Origin of the sequence: Gordonia sp. Z-3 (assembly GCF_036233855.1) — a bacterium.
In the GTDB taxonomy this organism is placed as follows: Bacteria; Actinomycetota; Actinomycetes; order Mycobacteriales; family Mycobacteriaceae; genus Gordonia; species Gordonia tangerina.
This window is the reverse complement of sequence record NZ_JAZARS010000006.1, coordinates 268,806-290,348: the sequence shown is the minus strand read 5'-3', so window position 1 is coordinate 290,348 and position 21,543 is coordinate 268,806. Positions and strand designations below refer to the sequence as shown.

Genomic DNA, 21,543 nt, shown 5'->3' with positions numbered 1-21,543 from the left:
GGTGAAAAACTGACCAAGGAGCTCAGTCGGGAGTTGCGGGTCGGCAAGATTCGCGGCTACGTGGGAACTCAAGGAATCGACCCCCAGGTCCAGGCGCTGTCCGGCCCCCTGGATACCTGGACTCCTTGTAAACCAACAACATTTATGTGCGGAGGCAAGAGTGGCACGTGATCGCGACTGGTCCAGCTCCGAGGTTGAATTGTGCGTCGCCGACTACCTCCAGATGCTGACACTTCAGATGAACGGGCAGCGATTCAGCAAAAGACAACGCGCCGTTGACCTTGCAGAGAAGATCGACGACCGCAGTCGGGCGTCTGTCGAGTTCAAGCACTGCAACATAAGCGCAGTGATGACAGAGCTCGGCTATCCACTCGTCATGGGATACAAGCCACTGGCCAATTACCAACGTCTTCTGATCGAAATCATCGAGCAGCAGCTGAATACCAATGAGTCAGTACACCAGGCTGTACAGGCTGCCGTAGAACGACCAGCCATCCCCGTCGACATCGTTTTCGACCAGAAGGTGTGGGTGGAAGCGCCGGCAGCGCGGCAGAACTCAGGCGAGCACGCCGAACAGCTGAGAATGTTCAACCCAGTGCGCCGCGACTACCTCGCTCAGGAAGCTCGGAATCGTTCGCTTGGCAGAGCCGGCGAGCTCTACGTGGCCGAGCTCGAGGCTCGCCGACTTCACGAAGCCGGTGCGAAGTCGCTCAGCGAACGCGTGGAGCATGTCGCTGCAACACAGGGCGATGGATTGGGCTTCGACGTTCTGTCATTCGAGGCATCCGGCCGGGAGAAACTCATCGAGGTCAAGACGACCACGTTTGACAAGTTCACTCCCTTCTACGTGACGCGAAACGAATTAGCGCGGTCCGAAACAGATTCACCGATCTACCATCTGTATCGCGTCTTCGACTTTCGCCAGAGTCCTCGACTGTTCGAACTCCCTGGCACGATCAGCCAGAACTGCCACCTCGATGTCGCGACCTACATGGCCCGAGTCAATTGACAGGCCGCAATCAATTGCGGAGACGACTCAGCTACTCGACTGAAATCTCACATGAGCGTGCAACGCAGCGTTGAAGTCCGGACGGCGCCGTAGCGTGCTCGCTTCGAGTCGTCGGGTGAAGCCCGCCGTCGCGGCCAGGCTCAAAGGCTCAGCTCCATACCGGTCGAGGACCCCTTCGAGCGTGAGCTCGCACGGCTTCGATAAGGGCCTTTCGGACAGCGCCCAGGCCTCGGCTTCTCCCCCGACCCAGGACGCGGCCGTAGGCCAACGCGAGCCGACAACAATCGCTCGTCGAGGGACGTCGACGGTAACCGCCGGATCGACTAGCCGTTGGCCTAACCAGCTAGCCACCGGAACCGTCACCGCGTTGCCAACCAGCTTCCACCGCACACCCTGCTTTGCGACGCTGCTCGTCCAGCCGGCCCGGAATCCCTGCAATCTCTCCCCTGCCTCGATCGAAGGCCTTGCGATAGCTTGGCCGACTTGTCCGCCAGGCCGCCAGACCGCCGGTGGAGAGGCGATCCCCAACTTCGATCCGCCCTTGAGCGTGGGAGTGACCCCCTCTCCCCAACCCAGGCCGCGATTGCCCTCGGTCCAGTAAAAACCGTAGGCCCCGTGGGCGCGTTTGACGTCCCTGACGCCTGCCTCATCCGCAAAGAGCACAGTCCGCGGATCTTCGGTCTTCGACGCAACGAGGATCACGCGTCGCCGACGTTGACGCACCCCGAAGTGCCTGGAATCGACCACGCGGTAGGCCCAGTTCCACTTGTGCTCTTGAAGCCAGTCGGTGACAGCACGGATCGGTGCCCCGCCATGCAGCGTGAGCATGTTCGGCACGTTCTCCAACACGAGCCACGTTGGAGCGCTCTTCTCGATCAATCGAAAAACATGGCGGATGAGACCTGATTCGTCTCCGTCGATACCGGCCGTCCGGCCGACCTGACTGAGGTCGGTGCACGGGAAACCTGCCGTCACAACGTCGACGGATGGCAAGCCACCGAGCTGCGTGATGTCGCCGACTTGCTCTGCGTCGAGCCGAGCCGACAGAACGCCAATAGCGGGGTCCCAGTTCTCGCACAATAGCTCTGTCTTGATTCCAGCTCTACTCAACCCGAGTTCGAACCCACCGATCCCAGAAAACAACCCCACCGCCCGCATGTGTCCATCCTCGAGGATTTCGATTGGTTTGGCCAGCTCGACGCTTCGAGGAGCCCCGTCATCGACAAGGCCAAACGTTTGCACGCTCTATCGCGAGTCGGCCCCATAGTTCCTTCCCGCTACGACACTCCGGATTCGGGACAATCAAGGCGGCCACGTTTCGGCCGACCATGTCGGGCCAGATGACTACAGTTTGCTCCGTGGGTCATGCGCAGACGACGATCGAGACGAACAACCCCGCGAGTGTTCCGGAGGTGGGTCAACTCGTATCCGTACGGGGCGCCAACTGGGCGGTAGCCGATGTGCAGCAACAGGGCCTCGGTCGAAGCTCAGCAGATGACGCGAATGCTCAGCTTCAGCACGCAGTCACGCTGCAGTGTGTAGACGAGGACCGCCTCGGACATGAACTACGCGTCGTTTGGGAGATCGAGCTCGGACACAGCGCGCACGCTCACCGTGGCCTCCCCGAGCAGGTCGACCCAGAGCGATTCGACGACCCCAACAAACTGGCCGCTTGTGTCGATGCACTCCGGTGGGGCGCGATCACCAGTGCCGACGACGGCACGGTCCAGGCTCCGTTCCGTAGTGGCGCGAACGTCGAGCCATATCAGCTCACTCCCCTCAAGCGGGCACTCGCGAGCCCTCGCGCAAACCTTCTCCTCGCTGACGACGTAGGACTCGGCAAGACGATCGAGGCCGGCCTGGTCATCCAGGAACTACTCCTGCGTCATCGCGCGCGCACTGTGGTCGTGGTCTGCCCGGCGGGTCTCGTCTTCAAGTGGCAGGACGAGATGCAGGAGAAGTTCGGCCTCGACTTCACGGTCGTCAATTCCGACACGATGAAGGACGTTCGGCGTTCCCACGGCGTGCACGCGAACCCGTTCACACTGTTCCCCCGGATCATCGTGTCAATGGCATGGCTGCCCGGGCAGCGGGCACAGCGCCAACTGCGGGACGCATTCGGCTCCAGCACTCGCTTTGCCTTCGACATTCTTGTTGTCGACGAAGCCCACCATGTGGCGCCGAGCAGCCCGGTCCGGACCAACAAGGTCGGACTCGAGCGTCGCGGCTACGCCGTCGACTCACATAGAACTCGAGCAGTCCGCGAACTCGCGGAACGCTCCGAGCATCGCCTCTTCCTGAGTGCGACGCCGCACAACGGGTACTCAGAGTCTTTCACCGCGTTATTGGAGATGATCGACCCCCAGCGGTTCGTCCGTGGGAACAAGATCGATCCGGTTGCGCTCGATGAGGTGGCAGTTCGACGCCTGAAGCGCGATCTGAAGGACTCGAAAGGCTTTCTCGACCGCCAAGTCACTCCGATGGCGTACACGCCGAGCCACGGGGAGTCCGACGCTTACGATCGGCTACTTGCCTTCACCAAACGACGCGACGCGGCGGTGGCTGCGTCGGGTTCGGGTCGTTCGGCGAAAGACATGGCAACGCTGCTGCTGAAGAAGCGCTTCTTTTCCTCCCCCGTCGCCTTCGCGCAGACCGTTGACGTCTACCTCGACACCCGAACCAGAGGACTCGACGTCGACTTCGACCTCGACTACGACGAGATCTTCGGACCGGACGCCGACGAACTCGAGGAGGGCAAGGTCGATCAGCCCGAGCTCGAGGCACTGCGCGACGCCAAGAGCTCACTTCCCGCGCTCGCAGCCGAGGACATCGACGATCTCGGGTGGCTGAGCAGTTGGGGGCACGGTTACGCGGGTAGATCCGACTCCCGACTCAGCGTCCTCCTGAACTACATCGAGGGCGTCCTACGCTCTCACGGCGACTGGAACAATGAACGCCTCGTGATCTTCACCGAGTATGTCGACACCCTGCGGTGGATTCGAGAGATCCTGCGGCAGCAAGGCTACGGGGACGACCGTATCGACGTCATCGAAGGATCTACCGATGCACATGAGCGCGAACTCATCCGCGCCCGGTTCAATGAAAGCCCCACCAAGGCACCGATTCGGATTCTGCTCGCTACCGACGCCGCAGGCGAGGGCATCGATCTCCAGAACCATTGTCATCGCCTGGTCAATTTCGACATACCGTTCAACCCGAACCGGCTGGAGCAGCGCATCGGGCGCGTCGATCGGTACGGCCAGCAGCACTCACCGGACATCCGACACTTCGTGCCAGTAGAGGGCGGCGGAACGGCTTTGAGCAAGGACGTCGATCTCCTCGCCCGAGTCGCGAGCAAGATCAACCAGATCATGCAGGATCTCGGCTCCGCCAACGAGATCATCGCCCCCGACATCCAACGACAGTTCGGTGGACAGGTCATCGAGCGTCGCGAGGCCAAGGCTGAGAAGGACCCGATCGCTGGCATGATGCGCGGCGAAAAGGTCCTCAACGCCGAACTGGCGCAGCTAGAGAATGACCTCGCCAACAGCCGCGAGCGGCTGCACCTCCGTCCGGAGAACCTGCAGCGCGTTGTCGAGACGGCGTTCGAACTCAACCAGCTCCCGCCGCTGAAGCCCGTCAGTTCCCAGGACACCGATGCCCCGGTGTTCGCACTGCCGAATCTCGATTCGTCGTGGGAACAGGTCACCCGCGGGCTCTACACCCGCTTGGACCCGGACAATGCCCGGCCGATCGCATTCGATCCCACAGTTCTCAAGCCCAAGGAGCAGGGCGGCGACCCCGACGTCGTGTACATGCACCTTGGGTCACCGCTACTACAGCGCTCGACACGACGGCTGCGGGCAGCGCTGTGGGGCGGCGATCGGTCCCTGCAGCGAGTGACCGCGACAGTCGTCCCGGGGCTCGACGAGTCGTACGCCGTCGCGGTGACGCGCCTGGTTCTGGTCGGCCGCGCCGGACTTCGGCTCCACGAGGAAGTCTTCCTCGCCGGCACCCGCCTCGGCCGTCGCCAGGCCGTCGGCGAGCAGCGCGCGGAGGAAATACTCGAATCGACGCTCGACCGCACCGACCTCAACCTGGTTCCGTCGGATATCGCGAACCAGCTTGCCGCCGCATGGAACTCCTCCGACGAGAGCGGTGTGCGTGCGCGGGTCGAACAGGCAATCGCCGACCGTGCCGAGCGACGCCGACTAGCAGTCGATGGTCAGCTCACCGAACGTAAGCAGGCCGATCGAGCTCGGGTCGATGAGATCTTCGGTCGATTCGGCCAGACGCTTCGTGATGCTCTTGCCGAGGCGGAGGCGATGGACGATTCCCAGTTAGCGTTGTTCGACGACGAGCGTCGTCAATCCGAACGCGACCTACGTGAGATCGGGCGCAGGATCGACGCGCTGGCGGACGAACGTGACCGTGAGCTCGAGGCTGTTGACACCCGCTACGACGAGATCCGCGCCTGGGAGTTCCCGGCAGCGGTGATATTCGCGATCGCTCCCAAGGACATCGAGAACGGACTGGCACTGCGATGAAGAAGACGAGCTCACGCAAGCAGGACTTCCACTCCGACTGGCTCAACCAGGTCGATATCGAGGGACCGTTCCTCGCGCTGCCCGTCCTGAAGGACATTTGGAAGGACGGCGTCGACCGTCTCGGCGACGCTGACGACCGTCTCCTCACCTTCAAGCAGGCGTTCACTCGATGGCAGCGTGCTCTCGACAAGTTCGCCGCCGTGCCGCGTACCCCGGAGTCCAAGGCCGCCTACGCCGAGGTGAACCACGCGTGGATCTACACCGTCCTCGACGAGATCGCCGAATGGGACGAACTCCGAACGGATGTCGACGTCAGCATCCAGTCACCGGGCGAACAGGTCACCGTCGCCGCGACCGCAGGTCTTGAGGGCCGTGACGGCAATACCGCAGCGCTGCTGCTGATCTGCGATCCGACGACGGGCGGTTTGCGTGAAACGGGTCTGGACGGCTGGCCGGCCACCGAAGTCGACCGGCTCGCGATGCTGCTCCGCAAAGCCAAGGTCGAGGTCGGGATCGTCACCGACGGCCAATGGTGGGCACTGGTGTCCACCAGGGACGAAAAGCCCACAGGCTCCGGCATGTTCAACGCGCTTACGTGGGCAGAGGAACCGTTGCTCCGAGACGCGTTCTTCACCCTCGTCAATCAGCGTCGGTTCCGCTCACCCGACATCGAGCAGCGCCTCACCAAACTGTTCGAGCGGAGCGAGCTCGAAGCCGAGGCGATCACCGAAGCCCTCGGCACCCAGGTCCGCAGATCCGTCGAGCTCCTCGTTCAGGCGTTCTCCGAGGAGCGGCTGAAAGCCGCGAAGAACGACGAGCCAGATCCGCTCACCGACAAGCCCGACGACGTCTACCAGGCGGCCGTCACCGTCATGATGCGAATTGTGTTCCTTCTCTTCGCAGAGGAACGCGACATGCTGCCCACCGAGCAGCTCTACTGGGAGTCGTACGCGATCAAGGATCTCCTCACCGGCCTCCAGGCGCAGGCCGCTGGCGGCGAGGAGCACCTCGACGAGACCTATGACGCGTGGCATCGACTTCTCGCAGTCAGCAAGGCCCTGCACGGCGGCGTCAACTACGACGAGATGCGGATTCCCGCCTACGGTGGATCTCTTCTCGACCCCGAACGATTCTCGTGGCTGCACGCTACGGACGACCACGGACTGCGCCTGAAGGTGTCCGACCGAGTCATGATGCATGCACTCAAGTCGGTGCAGACCGTTGTCACGGGAGGGGAGCGCCGCCGAATTTCGTTCCAGGAGATCGACGTCGAGCAGATCGGCTACATCTACGAAGGTCTGCTCGGCTACTCCTGCGGCAATGTCACAGACGACATCGTCCTCGGCCTGGTGGGCAAAGACGGCGAAGAACCGGAGATCCCGCTCGGCACTCTCAACGAACTGTGGAACGACAATGACGGCGATCCGAAGAAGGTCGCCGCGGCCCTGGTCTCATGGACGAAGGAGAATCAGCCAGCAGCGACGAGCAAGACAACAGCTGCACTCACCAAGCTGATCGCGAAGGAGCCCACCGCCGACGAGCGGGCGGAGTTGGTCCGACTCCTGACGCCGGTCGCACGCGGCGATGCCGACCTCCTGGAGACACTCGTCGGGTGGGGCAACCTGATCCGTCGGGACCTCCGGAACATCCCCCTAGTCTTCCCTGTCGGTGGATTCGTCGTCGTCGAAACGCCATCGCGCAAGAATGCAGGTGCCCATTACACACCGCGATCACTCGCGGAAGAGGTTGTGCTGCATGCACTCCAACCGTTGGCGTATGAGCCCGGACCGCTGAAAACAAACGACGACAAAGACTGGAAACTCAAGCCGGCAGCCGAGATCCTGGACCTTAAAGTCGCTGACATCGCCGCCGGGTCCGGCGCCTTCCTCGTGGCCGCAGCGCGCTACCTCGCCGGATGTGTTGTCGAGGCGTGGACACGTGAGGGCATGCTGAGCGACGCCGCCCTTGCGGACCCCGGTGAGGTCAAGCGTGATGCCTTGCGCGAGGTGATCGCTCGCTGTCTGTATGGCGCCGACATCAACCCGATGGCCATCGAGATGTGCAAACTCTCGCTGTGGCTCGTGTCGATGGATAAGAATAAGCCATTCTCGTTCGTCGACGACAAGATCTTCTGCGGGAACTCACTACTCGGCCTCACTAGTCTGGACCAGTTGCGCTACCTGCACATTTACCCCGAGCCCACGACAATGCACCAGCAGTTGTTCGTCGATATCGATTCCAAGATCGCGGCCGCAACGGGACTGCGACATGAGCTCGCCAGCCCTGTCGAGGAACTCGGCCAGATGCGATCCACGCGGGCAAAACAGCGACTACTCGAACAGGTGCGACAGGCCACCGACGATCTGCGGACGATCGCCGACGGCGTAGTGGCAGCAGGGCTACCGTTGGGCGGCAAGCCGGGTCGTCACCTCGACGACGCGTTCAAGACCCTTTCCTGGCAGGTCCAGCAGGAATTTCCAGCTGACGGCTTGAAAGGGAACAGCAACAACCTCTTCGCTCGAATCGATATGGGCTTGACCCCAAGCGTCGCAACAGACTACGACAGGTGGACTCCCCTCCATTGGGTAATCGCGGCACCCGACGTAATGAATGAGCGCGGCGGGTTCGATGCAATCATCGGTAATCCGCCGTTCCTCGTTGGGAAGGACGTCTCAGGCGCCCTTGGGGCCGACCTTAGAGAGTGGATTGCAAACGTCGTCGCTTCTGGGGTACGCGGCAACGCTGATCTCGTTGCCTATTTTGTACGACGAGCAGCATCTTTGACGCGTCCCGAAGGAACTGTCGGCCTAATTGCCGCTAAGTCAGTAGGCGAAGGCGACACCAGAACGGTAGCGCTGGACCCACTGATTCCCGCATGGACATTGTATCGCGCCTGGCGCAACGACAAGTGGCCCGCTCGAAATGCGTCGACACGAATCGCACGAATCTGGTTGTCGGCAACTACTGCCGTGCCGACAAACGCAACACTCGACGGACTAATTGTTCCACATATTTCCACATCCCTGGAAGCCGGCGGTAGAATTAACGGGATACCTGCCCGCCTCCGCGAGAACCGAGACCTATGCTTCAAGGGCTACGACTTCGGGGATCCAGGATTTCTCATCTCAAATCGAGAGGCTGACGACATGTTTGCAGCCGATCCGCGTAACGCGACCGTAGTTAAACCCTTCCTAAACGGTCGAGATCTCAATTCAAACTACGATCAAAGCACCGACCGGTTCGCAATCTTTTTCGCAGAAATGAATGCCTCTGAGGCTCAGCACTTCACTGCGCCATTCCTGCACATATCAGATACCGTTCAGCCCAGCCGCTTACGAAAAGGGCACACCGACAAATGGTGGAAGTTCGAACGCTCGCGGCCAGCGCTTACACGCGCCCTGTCAGCTTGGCCGCAGGCATTCGCTCTTTCCGCGGTTAGCAGCCATGCAGCCATCGTCGACCTCCCCGACGGAACCCTCCCCGGATCCGCGGTAGCGGTTTTCGCCGGAATTTCCCAATCCGATTTTGGAGTGCTGAGCTCATCGGTGCACTACCTTTGGGTGGTGCGCTGGGGATCCCTCCTGGGGCAGAGCATTCGATATACTCCGTCGGACGTTTTCGAAACCTTTCCGCGCCCAGATAGCCTACCCAAAATTGGGGAGCTCGGTCGATACTTAAATATGGAGCGCAGAAGTGTGATGATACAACGCCAGATCGGACTTACGGCCATCTGCAATCTAATTCATGACCCGCAAGTTGTCGGCGACGCTGACATCGCCCGCCTTCGCGAAATCCATAGCGAGCTTGACTTTACCGTCATAAGCGCATATGGGTGGGATGACCTCCCGACTGAAGCAGGCTTCCACAGTTACAGGGACATGACACGCTGGACGGTCCCACCAGCGGCACGAGTGGAAATCCTCGACCGTCTCCTGGAGCTGAACCACTCCCGCGCTCGAGCCGAGGGCCAAGATGTGCCGGAGCAGATGCCGTCAGTCCGAGAGGACACACTCTTCTCATGACCGTCAGCGCATCCACAGTCGTACGGGCTGATCTCTTGGGCCTGATCGAGCAGGAACTGCTCGGGCCACGAAACGGCCCCGAGGAAGAGATCAAGGGCACACCGCGCGCGGCCTACATGGTCGGTGCACTCGCGCCGGTGACGATCGATCCCTCACTCGGTAGCGGCACCGGCACCGACGCGGGCGCCGACCCCGCGGAGACCGGCCAGGCGATCAGCGACCTCGACCCGACCACGAATGGTCAGTCCGGCGTCCCGGTCCCCACCGACGAGGACATGGCTTCCTCAGGCGACGATGAGGACCGAGACGAGGGCGCGAAAGGCGCACTCACTCACCCTTCATCGATGGGTTTGCGGTTCCAGGTTCCGAGCGACTGCGGCGTCCTGACCATGACCGCGTCGTGGGGTCGGTACGAGACCTTCCGTCGTGAGAATGAAGACGGTCGCAAGGTGCAGTGGGCGCGGCGCTCCCCTGTCACGAAGACAGCGGAGATCGACGTCCGCGGTCAGCATGCGCACACGACGCTCGCACCGATCACGCTCGACGCCGACGTGACACTGCGAGTTGAGCTGTTTCCCAAAGGTGATCGCACGATCGTCGAGCTCGCACTGTCCAACGACCGAGTGACCGGCATGGACGCACCGCCCGGTGACTGGCTGTTCCAGACCAAGATTCATGTCGAGGCGAACAGTGGCGAGCCGGTCTTTCTGCCCTCGCGCGACGTACTCGGCGACGGCTACTCCGAGACCGACGATGAGCGGCGTCGGCTCGACCTGCACTACCGGCATCGTCTCGAGTTCGCGATCGGACGGACGGCATCCGTCACCTGGACCGAATCCGACGACGAATCCCGCCGCGCGACCTCGGTGGAGACCACCTGGCTTCCCACAGCCGAGGTGCCGCAAACCGTTGCAGGTGAGGCCGGCGCTGCCATCACCTCGATGCGCCTGCTGATGGACCTCACCACCAAGGGGGTAGACGAGGCGTTCCTTCCGCTGGTCGACGGCTACCGGACGTGGCTCGACGAGCAGAGGACGCTGGCCGCCACACTGCCCGCGCACCTCCAGGCCACCGCCGACGAAGCCATAGCCGAGGCCGGACTTGTCGTCACCCGGCTGGAAGACGGACTACGACTGCTGAAGACCAGCTCCGACGCACTCGACGCGTTCAGATTCATGAACCGAGCGATGCGGGATCAGCGAATGCGGTCGCAGGTGGCTGCTGCTCGCTCCGAACGCAGCGACCTCTCCATCAAGGACGCCGCCGCCGAGGTGGCGGCGAAGGGTGATGGCGCCGCGTCCTGGAGGCCGTTCCAGCTGGCCTTCATCCTCCTCCAACTCCCCGCACTGACCGACCCGACCAACGAATCCCGGAGCGGCGCAGCCGCAAACGTCGAGCTCCTCTTCTTCCCCACCGGTGGTGGCAAGACCGAGGCGTACCTCGGCCTCGCCGCGTTCACGTTCGCGATTCGCCGCCTGCAGGGCGTCATCGAGACCGACGACGGACCGCTCGACGGCGGTGACGGCGTCGCCGTGCTGATGCGCTACACGCTTCGACTGCTTACCTCGCAGCAGTTCCAGCGCGCCGCGGCCCTAGTCTGCGCCGCCGAGCTCATCCGCCAGTCCGACGTGGCGAAGTGGGGAGGGCGTCCGTTCAGCATCGGGCTCTGGGTCGGGTCAGCGGTCAGCCCCAAGCGTTACACCGAAGCTAAGCAGCAGGTCGAGACGGCACGACAGGACACCGGCAAGACTCACGGTTTGACGGTGCTCCAGCTCCAGCGCTGCCCGTGGTGCGGGTCGGTGATCGACCCGAAGCGTGATCTCCAGACCGTGGGCGCCACCGAGCGGATCGAGGTTCACTGCGGCGACCGCAAGGGCATCTGCCCGTTCTCGATCGACGGCGGCTCCGGCGCCTTGCCGATCACCACCGTCGATGACGAGCTGTACCGCAATCCGCCCACCTTCCTGCTCGCGACCGTCGACAAGTTCGCACGGCTTGCACGCGAAGGCGAGGCCGCCAGCCTCTTCGGCTACGTTTCCGCCCGCTGCCCGCGCCACGGCTACCGGCACCCCGACTCCCGGGGCAGCTGCAATGGCAAGTCCCACAACAGCAAGAATGAGGGTGGCGTCACCTACCCAGCCGTTCAGATCGCGACGGTACCGAGGCTGCGGCCACCAGATCTGATCATCCAGGACGAGTTGCACCTGATCACCGGTGCACTAGGGACCGCGGTCGGTGTGTTCGAGAACGCCGTCGACGTGCTCTCGTCGTACGACCAGGACGGGACGACGGTCCGCCCGCTGGTCGTCGCCTCCACCGCAACCGTCCGCAACGCCCTGAACCAGGTGACCGCCCTCTACGGGCGCGGTGTGGCGGTGTTCCCGCCGCAGGTCCTCGACGTTCGCGACACCTTCTTCTCACGCGAGAAGCAGCTGTCCGACGGAGACCCCGGCCGCAAGTACATCGGCGTGTGCGCCCACGGAATCCGACTGACCCTTGCGGAAATTCGGATGTCCGAGGTCCTGCTGCTCGCCGGACAGAAGCTCCTCGAGGAACACGGCGACGCGGCGGATCCGTACATGACGACCGTCGGGTACTTCTCCGCCACCCGCGAGCTCGCCGGCATGAGGCGCTACCTCGACGACGATGTGACCACCCGTGTTGCCGGCAACACCGAACCGTTCCCGCGTCGGACCACCGACTGGGCCCGACTCGAGATCGGCGAACTGACGGCACGCATCTCGTCCGAAGAAATCTCCCGGACGCTCGATAGGCTCGCCTTGCCCTTCACATCGACCTGGACCCCGGCCGTGGGTGGGACAGATCGACCGCGCTGGACCACCCGCGGGAAGTCGGAGTACGGCAAGGCCTGGGCTGAGGCTGAGAAGGCGGGAAGGTCATCACCGAAGTCGCCCGCAAGGCCCTACGACGTCGTGCTCGCAACGTCCATGCTGCAGGTTGGAGTCGACGTCCCCCGCCTCGGACTCATGCTGGTCGTCGGCCAACCGAAGAACACCGCGGAGTACATCCAGGCATCCTCTCGAGTCGGTCGCGACGCTCGCAAACCCGGTCTGGTTGTATCCCTGGCGAACTGGTCCCGGCCCCGCGACATGTCCCACTTCGAGTCCTTCCGCCACTACCACGAGACTTTCTACGCGCAGGTAGAGGCCCTCAGCGTCACACCGTACTCAGACACCGCGATGGAACGTGGATTGACAGGAATGCTCGTCAGTGCGATCCGGGTGACAGACGAACGAAACTCCGACTCACTGTCACCCGAGCCCGGGGCCGGAGAGATCTCGAACAAGCTGCCAGCAGCCCATGACCTGGTCGACAGGATCGTCGCCCGAGCGATACCCGCTGCGCCCGACACACGAACAGCCGAACGCATGCGAGAGAAACTCCGCCAACGCGTCGACCGCTGGCACGCGAAAGCGCAGGAATACGATGGTGCGCTCGTCTACGACCGCAGGCGAAAGGACCATGTCGAATGGCCGCTGCTGATCAGCCCTGAAACCACCGTCGTGTCCCCAGCCGAACGGATCTTTGTCGTGGCGAATTCCATGCGCGAGGTCCAGCCTGAGTTCAACCTGTTGGTGAGCCCGGCTCCACCAAACCTCGCCTTCAAGAATCCAGTGGGAGCACCCTCCTGGAGCTTCCCCGAGGGAGCTGCGGAATGACGGCGAACCCCGGTCCTGCCGAGTCACAGGAAAGCACTGCCGAACCCATCAGCGTCGGAACCAAAGACCTCGACCCCATCGCCGACGTCGAGGCCAAGATCACCAAGAACCGTAGCAAGGTCGGCTCGCTGCGCCCGTCGGCGCTGCTCTACACATCCGGGATCGGAGCTACGGTCGACCTGCCTCACTTGTCAGTCATGCCGCACGGCCTCGACGCGTGGCAGCGGTACTACGACCGGCGGGCTGGCGGAGCAGATGTCGTCATCGAGCCGCGGCTGTTGGATCTCGTCCGGGCCTATCTCGGCGACCAGGTCGAGCAACTGCGTAAAGCACCGTGGGCACCGGAGACCCCCGGCGGCTTTGGCGACGAGGCAATCGATCTCGGCATTCCTGCGCGGGTGTTTCCGCAGTGGCTTCGTTGCACCGGGTGCAATCAGCTCGCTCCAGTTACCGATCAGATCTTCGAGTTCAAGAACGTGCTGAAGTACCGACCGGATCAGGCACAATTCATCCACAGGAACTGCAAAGGATGGGATTCCGGCCGCAGGAGCAACAAGAGGAGCAAGGGACGAGACCAAGCAGCCGTGCCTGCGCGCTACCTGATCTCCTGCATCAACGGGCACCTTGATGAGTTTCCTTACGTCGCATGGGTGCATCGAGGACACGCGTGCCCGCACGCGAAGATCCCGCAGCTTCGTATGCGGGAATGGAAGAGCAATATCGGTCCGGACGTTCAGATCATCTGCCTGTCGTGTGACGCGCAGCGCGGCATGCTCGAGGCAACAGGGCCCAAAGCTTCGGAGAAGCTGCCGAACTGTCGTGGACGACATCCGCACCTGGACGCCTTCTACAAGTGCGACCAGCCGGGCAAGCTGATGATGCTCGGTGCCGCAAACCAGTGGTTCGCTTCCACTGTCGGTCTGTTGGCGTTGCCTCGCGAAGAGTCGACGTCAGCCGAGGATCTGGTCTCGCATCTCAAAGAACTGCCTCCGGAGATAGTCGCCACCGCGACAAGCAAAGACTCCCTGCCCGCCTTCCGCATGCTCGTCGGTCTCCGGGCACAAACTGATGTGTTCGCTAACGCGACCGACGAGGCTCTCTGGGACGCTTTGCAAATGCTGAAGAGTGGGCATGCGCCTCGCTCAAGCGCGGTGACCAGCACAGATCCAACCGACATCTTGCTGCCGGAGTGGCTTGTATTGACCGACGAGGTGAAGTACACCAAGCACAGCGGTGCCGCGGACTTCCGCGCTCTTCGTCGAGATGTCCCTGTCGCTCTGCGACCGGCCGTCACAAGAGTCGTGGCGGTCGAGAAACTGAAGAAGGTCAACGCCTTCGTCGGCTTCACTCGCATCGACGCACTGGATCGGATCGATGACAGCAAGAGTCGCGTCGCTCCGTTGGTCAGCAAGGGCAGGCCCTCGTGGGTGCCCGCCACGGAAGACCGAGGTGAAGGGTTCTTCCTACAATTTGACGAGCCCGCCGTCCTGGACTGGGAAGAGGAGGTACTCCAGCTCTCGACCTGGGAGATGTTCCGCAAGGCGCACGAGACGAACTTCAGGCGCCGCACGAGCAAGACGTCGGACAGCACTATCGATCCGGACTCCCGCTTCCCTCCGCCACGATACTGGGCCATCCACACGCTGTCGCACCTTCTCATCCGCGAAGCAGCGATGTCGAGCGGATATGGGTCCGCGAGCTTGACGGAGCGAATCTACGCCTGGCGAGCTGAGACCCGCCGCCCGGCTGCAGCGGGCCTCCTCATAACCACAACCGCCTCCGACAGCGAGGGAACCCTCGGCGGGCTGGTTGACCTCTCCCGGCCAGAACGGTTGGGTCAGTTGGTTCAGGAGGCAGTTCGCCGTGGCGACCGCTGTTCGAGCGACCCCGTGTGCTCACACCGACGACCTCGTGGCAAGGAAGATTTCCTCCACGGCGCGGCGTGTCACTTCTGCCTGTTCGTCAGCGAAACCAGCTGCGAACGGACCAACCGTTTTCTTGATCGCCGACTCCTCCTAGGTCTACCGGTGGACAAGGACATCGCAATGCCGGGTCTGCTGTCGCCTATCCTCGGGAAGTGAGAGCGTGAGCGCCGTTGCCCGGTTGGGTGCGTTGCTGGCGCCGGGAGAGGCTGATGCGGTCGCCGCGAGGCTGCGTCAGTGCGGACTTCCTCATTTGGCTGCGCAACGTGCGTTTCCTGCCAACCGGGCAGAGGTCAAGGAGCTGCTGACAGACCTAGTGGCCACAGCCGGCAGAGCGGACCTCGCCGCTGCTGTTCTCGACGGCATCGCCGCCGTCCCGCGCAGCGCAGATCCCGAGCCAGTGTGGACGGCCCCGAACGTTCCGGGTTTGGAGGGTCGGACAACGCTGGCTGTCGCCGATCTCGTGAACGATGCAACGGCGACCGTGTACGCGGCTACTTACTCCGCGGGGTCGGGGGCTGGATACGTCCAGGCCCTTGCCAACGCAGTCGAGCGAGGCGTGACTGTGACGGTGATCCTCGATCGCGGAATGCAGGCAAAGAACGGAGGCGCGATACCCAAGGTCCTACGGGGTGCACGGGTATGGGTCTACGCACCGGACCCGGTCGCCGAGTGGACCCCACGCCAACACGCCAAGTTCGTCGTTGTCGACCGGAGTTCGGCGTTAGTGACCAGCGCCAACTTCTCGACCGCCGCGGCCATGTCGAATCTGGAGTGCGGACTTCTCTGTCGGGACTCTCCGGTGGCCGACGGCATCGTTCGGCAGCTCGAGACCTTGTATGAACACGGCGCGTTGGTCGACTATTGATAGCGCAATACTGGTCACGGCCTACCGACTTCGATATAGACGTATGAACTCGCCCGAGCCGCTCGATGACGCTGTCCGACGCCGAATGCAGAAGCAACAGCGGCGTGACACTTCGGTCGAGCTGTCGGTGCGCCGCCTACTCCACGCTGGCGGGTTCCGCTACCGAGTTGACTACCGTCCCAGCTCGACATTGCGGTGTCGCGGTGACATCGTCTTCACCCGCGCGAGAGTGGTCGTGTTCATCGACGGGTGTTTCTGGCACGGGTGTCCTCAACACGCGACCCAGCCGAAGAACAACGCGCAGTGGTGGCGCGAGAAGCTCGACGCCAACATGGCACGCGACATCCGTAGCGCTGCAGCGCTGGAGGGTCGCGGCTGGCATGTTCTGCGGTTCTGGGAGCACGAGGAACCCGGAGATATCGTTGATCGGATCATTGCCACGGTTGAGAATTGACTCGTCGAGCGGGGTAAGTAAGCGGCGACCGCTTCCCGCAGGACCTTCAGGGTGACAAGGAGACAGAGAATTGCTGACCAATACCGCACAACTGACGGCACATGAGCTCGAACTGTTGAAGGTGTTCAGTAGCGATTTCGACTTTCGCATCCCGGAGTACCAGCGACCGTATTCATGGCGTCCGGAGCACGCACTGCAACTGCTCGACGACCTTGGTGAGGCGCTCGAACAGTCGGAGGATGAACCTTACTTCCTCGGGTCCGTAGTGCTGGTCAAGCGACCTGAGTCAGCCGACTCTGATGTCATCGACGGCCAACAGCGCCTGACGACCCTGACGATTCTCCTGTCGGTACTCCGCGACCTATCCACAGAAGACGAAGTCCGCGCTGAGCTCGCCATCATGGTCAGAGAGCCTGGCAGCAAGGTCCAAGGACTCGAAGCGAAGCCGCGACTAGCTCTTCGTGAGCGCGACGCCGACTTCTTCAAGGAGTTCGTGCAGGAACCGGGCGGGACCACCAAGCTACTCGGGATCAACGAGAATCACCTGACTCACGATTCGCTGCGCTCGATCGTCGACAACACGCGGTCGTTGACGACCATGCTGAAATCCGACAAGTGGCCTGAGGATCGACGGTTTCGGTTGATCCAGCTTCTCAGCAAGCGAACTCTGCTAGTTGTGGTCACAACCTCAGACCTCGACAGCGCGTATCGAATCTTCAGTGTGATGAACGCTCGAGGCCTCGACCTGTCTCCGTCCGACATCTTCAAATCTCAGGTCGTCGGAGCTTTGTCGGACGCCGATAGGAAGACGTACGCCGACAAGTGGGAGGACATCGAGGCCGCACTAGGTCGCCAAGATTTCGGCGACCTCTTCGCTCATGTGCGGATGATCTATGCAAAACAGCGTGCCCAGGCCGATATCTTGAAGGAGTTCCCGAAACAGGTACTCAACACATACACCAACAGCGGTCGCGCAGCTGAGTTCGTAGACGACGTTCTCGTTCCGTACGCCGATGCATATCAGCAGCTCCGAGGCGCATCATTTACGGCAGCCAGCGGCGCCGATACGGTGAACGACTGGCTTCGTCGCCTCAATCGAGTAGGGAACACCGACTGGCGCCCCGTCGCATTGTGGGCCTTGCGTGCAAAGTGGGACGACCCGTCGTGGCTGGCAAGTTTCTTGCAGCAGCTGGAACGAATAGCAGCAAGCATGTTGCTCCGACGGGTCTACGCAACTCCGCGAGCACTGAAGTACGCGGAGATACTTCGTGACGTCGATGAGAAAGGACTGGGCCTGAGCGCACCCTCTCTCCAATTGTCCGCGAGCGAAATCAAGGCTACGCGCGCCGCACTCGACGGCGATGTCTACCTCCATACCCAGGGCAGGCGGTTCATCCTCCTGCGTGTAGACGAAGTGCTCGCCAACTCACCCGGCGTAACTTACGACAACAAAGTCATCACTGTCGAACACGTACTGCCACAGAATCCGGCATCGAAGTCAAAGTGGCACAAATCTTTCAGCGATGACGAGCGGAGCGAATGGACTCATCGACTTGCGAATCTGGTGCTGCTCAACCGAACCAAGAACTCGGAAGCCCAGAACTACGACTTCGATGTCAAAAAAGCGAAGTACTTTGTCGGCAAGAAAGGTGTGTCGACCTTTGCACTCACCAGCCAGGTACTGTCCGCTGACAAGTGGAATCCAAGGACTTTAGAGGGCCGACAGAAGAGCTTACTCAGTGCGATATTTGAAGAGTGGGGACTTGGCGCTGTATAGCCAATCAAAGCGACAGGCCCACAGCTGAACTTAGCCAAGCTACACTTTGAGCCCAGGCTGTTGGACCTAAGCTAAGCGAGCTGCCGGCTATCGCTGTGCTAAATGAGCGTTCCCTGTTGAGGCTCACTCTTTACATGGTCGAGAGCGACACCCAGCTCCGTTCGAGAAGTCACCGGGTGCGCACCGGCCTCTATCAGAAGGCGGTTGCCCACCGGAGTCTCTTCTCCGAAGTTCAAAGCGAAAACCGGCCGGCCGCGCTTGAGCGCGTCCCGACCAGCTGATAATGTTCCGCCCTTCTCTCCTGCCTCGATGACAACGAGTGCCTTTCCTAGACCGAAGATCACGTGGTTTCGAGCCATCGCAGCGTAGGCCGCCCACGGCTGGTCAGGACGGAACTGGGAGACCACCAGAACCCGGCTCGGATCGAATCTCTCCCTGAACTCGCGCTTGATTCGAAACGCGTTAATCCCTTCGGCCAGGACTATGACAGTCCGGCCACCACGGCCCAACGCGGCGAGGTGTGTCGCGGTATCGACGCCTTTTGCGTAGCCAGACACCACCGTCAAACCCCGATCGCTCACCTCCTCGCCGCACGCCTTCGCAGCTTTTAGCCCCAGCGGAGTAACCTTTCGAGACCCACACATTCCTGCACCGGCGGCAGTGAGAAGACTCAGATCGCCCTGGCAAAAAAGGGTTGGAACGATTGGTTTTCCACCAACCACCAAAGACTTCGGAAAGTCGCTATCGCCTGCGTTGATAGCCTCGATACCACGGGCCTCCAGATCGTCGACCTGACGCGCTAAAGCAGATCGTGACTCGATCGACAAATGTCGCCACGCCTCGCGAAGTGGCTCTGGGTTCGAATTTACAAGTGCCCGTGTAACTCTTCCGGGCGTACGGAATACCTCAAATGCGACAAGCGCCCGGAGCATTCTCTCGGATGACATCCTGTCAGTTCCTCATCGTTCTCGCAGCGACGAGTCCATAGACTGCGTCAGCCCCCGCGAGCTTGGCAGTTCGGGCCACTTCGACACAGGTCGCACCGGTGTGCCAGACGTCGTCGATAATCACACACGACCCGCTGAGCATCGACGGCAAGCTGAAAAGGCCGGACACGTCAAAGGTAGGGTCCGCTTTCCGCTGAGGACGGGCCGGGCCAACCGTCTGAATGAATTGCTTTCCAGTCTCCGCAGCCACGAGTCTAGCTATCTGCTCGCCGGTGCTGTTGCCTCGTCCTGATGAGCCCGGAACAGAGATCAGGTACGGCGCGTCCCGGTAGACAGGGTGGCTCCAGATGGCGTTCGCCATTCGTCGAGTAAGCGACTCTCGCGCCGATCTCTGGATCTGCGGTGAGGACAAGTAGTACTTCGCCTTGTGCACAAGCTCGCCAGCCTCGGTGTTCTCCCACTGCTCCGGTGGAAGTTCCTCGTCAACGATCTTGTACCGGTCCAACGCTAGTACCAAATCAAAGGGCGACGGCGCGGGCAAGCACAGCGCCGTTTCCAGCAATGAAACCAGTTGCTCGAAACCTTCTGGAAACGGCCCTGGGAACTCCAAACACCAATTGAAATCCCCCCTGTCCGCCGCAACGTCCACCAGACTGTAATTCGAGGCGAAGAATGAGTCGATATGAGACAACGGAAGGCCTTCAGCCCTCAGGTACTCGCGCCGCCAGCGAGCTTCCTGATTGGACGGCCTCGTCCGGAGTGACCGTTCGATTCGGCACGGACGGGCAGGCGGGGTGAATTCGGTTAGAAACATGTATCAGGGCACCTTTGAACCGGCGATTAGTGGTTGGTCTTTATTCGTCCCATTCCCGCGCAGGGGTCCAACCTTCCTCATCAAAACGGCCGTAGAGATTCATGGTAGGTCCAAGCTCGCAAGGTGTCCAAGAATTGTGCCTCACGGACAAGCCCTCCGGGACGGTGGCCGCCGACCATCTGTTCTGCGCCGACGACCTGTTCCTTCTGAAGCTCCAGCGACGCGTTGCTCCAGCAATTCGGTTCGGCAGCCGTGCCGGTGTTCCTCACCTGTCCGGTCAGCGCCATGCCGACCACGGATGTCTTCATCACGCGTCATAAATGATCTACGGCGTCGTAGGCCAGTATGGCGCACCCAGCTTCTGACCTCCTCGAACTGGGCCAGAAGCTCGTCGACCTCCTCGACGGCGGACGCCGCACCGCCACCTACAAGCTCGCGGTCCTTATGGCGTTGCTCGATCTCAGCGTCGAGTCCGTCCCCGACGATCCCTACGCTGCCGTCGACATCGACCTCGATCAGCTGACCACCCGGGTCATCGAGCTGTACTGGCGTCAGCTGCGACCCCTCGACGGCCATCGGCTGCGGCAATCCACCGACGGTCCAGGCGTCATCTTCACCACCGTCGCCGACCTGCGTGACGAACTCACCCGCACTCATCGCACCCCGACGATCGACCTGGTGGTCGCCGAGGGGTCCGTCGCATACGTCGCTGCGCACACGACTGTGAAGCGCACGCTCGTCCGGTATCCGCTCAAGCTCCTGCAGAACGTCACCACTGCCACCGACCACGAGCGCTTCCTCTATGACGACTCCTGGATGGGCACCGCGTCGGAGCGAGCCATCGCCGATCACGGCAACAAGCTGCAACTGTTCCCCGGTGTCTGCACGACCCTGGCCCGGCTCGCGCCATAGTTGAAGCCCGCTTTCCAGCTGGCCTGGGTCGACGACGTGCGCCGCATGAACAAAACGCTGCTGGCCGACGGTCCCGACATCGCCGAGCATCTCTTCGGTGCCGACCGCGTCTCGCTGCTCAAGGCCGGCGACGTCTTGGCGATCGAGTTCGGACCGCACTGCTTCTACTGCGCCGCACGATTGACCACCACCCGACACGTCGATCACGTGCTGCCGTGGTCGCGGGTCGGCATCGACGGACTGGCCAACCTCGTGCTGGCCTGCCAGTCCTGCAACTCCAACAAGTCCGACCTGCTGCCCTCCCCCACGCATGTCGACCGGGCGCTCGATCGTGGCCGGCCTGTCCTCGACGCGCTTGCCGCCGATATCAACTGGCCCAGCCAGTTCGACCGGGTGGTCTCCGCGGCGCACGGACTCTTTGCGACTCAACCGGAGAACACGCCAGTCTGGCTGGGTCGCAGAGACATCGGCGTGCTGGGACGCGTCGACTTCGATTGGCATACCGGCTGACAGTGTTCCCGCTGGGACCGTGGGCCGCGACGCCAGCGCCGGCGCCGAGGAACAGCGCCGGATGTCCGTCACGGGCGAGCC

At 62.1% G+C, this 21,543-nt stretch carries 12 protein-coding genes and 1 pseudogene; 9 read left to right on the top strand and 4 right to left on the bottom strand.

Features of this window, described 5'->3' with window-relative positions:
- The first annotated feature begins 160 nt into the window (after positions 1-160).
- Entirely contained in the window at positions 161-1,009 is an 849-nt protein-coding gene (locus VX037_RS09450) for a DUF3883 domain-containing protein (protein ID WP_328714054.1), read from the top strand.
- 27 nt (positions 1,010-1,036) lie between these two features.
- On the opposite strand, the gene VX037_RS09445 is transcribed toward VX037_RS09450, so the two are convergent.
- Positions 1,037-2,167 (bottom strand): DNA cytosine methyltransferase, encoded by a 1,131-nt coding sequence (locus VX037_RS09445; protein WP_328714052.1) that lies wholly within the window; start codon positions 2,165-2,167, stop codon positions 1,037-1,039.
- A gap of 200 nt (positions 2,168-2,367) precedes the next feature.
- Here VX037_RS09445 and drmD point away from each other — a divergent pair, with 200 nt between their 5' ends.
- The 7 genes from drmD to VX037_RS09410 all read left to right on the top strand — a co-directional run bounded on the left by drmD (position 2,368) and on the right by VX037_RS09410 (position 18,279).
- Positions 2,368-5,556, top strand: a complete 3,189-nt coding sequence (gene drmD, locus VX037_RS09440; RefSeq protein WP_328714050.1) for a DISARM system SNF2-like helicase DrmD — start codon at positions 2,368-2,370, stop codon at positions 5,554-5,556.
- The gene (locus tag VX037_RS09435) at positions 5,553-9,578 is read left to right on the top strand and encodes an Eco57I restriction-modification methylase domain-containing protein (RefSeq protein WP_328714049.1); all 4,026 of its coding nucleotides are present in this window, start codon (positions 5,553-5,555) and stop codon (positions 9,576-9,578) included. The genes drmD and VX037_RS09435 overlap by 4 nt, the downstream gene beginning before the upstream one ends.
- Complete coding sequence (gene drmA / locus VX037_RS09430; protein WP_328714048.1) at positions 9,575-13,258, top strand: DISARM system helicase DrmA; 3,684 nt, start codon at positions 9,575-9,577, stop codon at positions 13,256-13,258. Before VX037_RS09435 ends, drmA begins: the two co-directional genes overlap by 4 nt.
- A complete protein-coding gene (locus VX037_RS09425) occupies positions 13,255-15,339 on the top strand; it encodes a DUF1998 domain-containing protein (protein WP_328714046.1) in 2,085 nt (694 codons plus the stop codon). The genes drmA and VX037_RS09425 overlap by 4 nt, the downstream gene beginning before the upstream one ends.
- Positions 15,340-15,343: 4 nt before the next feature.
- Positions 15,344-16,048, top strand: coding sequence for a DISARM system phospholipase D-like protein DrmC (gene drmC / locus VX037_RS09420; RefSeq protein WP_328714045.1), 705 nt, complete (start codon positions 15,344-15,346; stop codon positions 16,046-16,048).
- The gene (locus tag VX037_RS09415; RefSeq protein ID WP_328714043.1) at positions 16,020-16,502 is read left to right on the top strand and encodes a very short patch repair endonuclease; all 483 of its coding nucleotides are present in this window, start codon (positions 16,020-16,022) and stop codon (positions 16,500-16,502) included. Before drmC ends, VX037_RS09415 begins: the two co-directional genes overlap by 29 nt.
- Before the next feature lie 70 nt (positions 16,503-16,572).
- Entirely contained in the window at positions 16,573-18,279 is a 1,707-nt protein-coding gene (locus tag VX037_RS09410; protein ID WP_328714041.1) for a DUF262 domain-containing protein, read from the top strand.
- 98 nt (positions 18,280-18,377) lie between these two features.
- Here VX037_RS09410 and VX037_RS09405 read toward each other — a convergent pair whose 3' ends face one another.
- The 3 genes from VX037_RS09405 to VX037_RS09395 form a co-directional block, all read right to left on the bottom strand.
- Entirely contained in the window at positions 18,378-19,211 is an 834-nt protein-coding gene (locus VX037_RS09405) for a DNA-processing protein DprA (RefSeq protein ID WP_328714066.1), read from the bottom strand.
- A 19-nt stretch (positions 19,212-19,230) separates the two neighbouring features.
- Positions 19,231-19,875, bottom strand: coding sequence for a ComF family protein (locus VX037_RS09400; RefSeq protein ID WP_328714039.1), 645 nt, complete (start codon positions 19,873-19,875; stop codon positions 19,231-19,233).
- Between the two features lie 245 nt (positions 19,876-20,120).
- Positions 20,121-20,348 carry a hypothetical protein gene (locus VX037_RS09395; RefSeq protein WP_328714037.1) on the bottom strand — a complete coding sequence of 76 codons (228 nt, stop codon included), beginning with the start codon at positions 20,346-20,348 and terminating at the stop codon, positions 20,121-20,123.
- Positions 20,349-20,385: 37 nt separating this feature from the next.
- On the opposite strand from VX037_RS09395, the pseudogene VX037_RS09390 reads away from it, so the two are divergent.
- Positions 20,386-21,462: pseudogene (locus tag VX037_RS09390) on the top strand (HNH endonuclease).
- Positions 21,463-21,543: the final 81 nt, after the last annotated feature.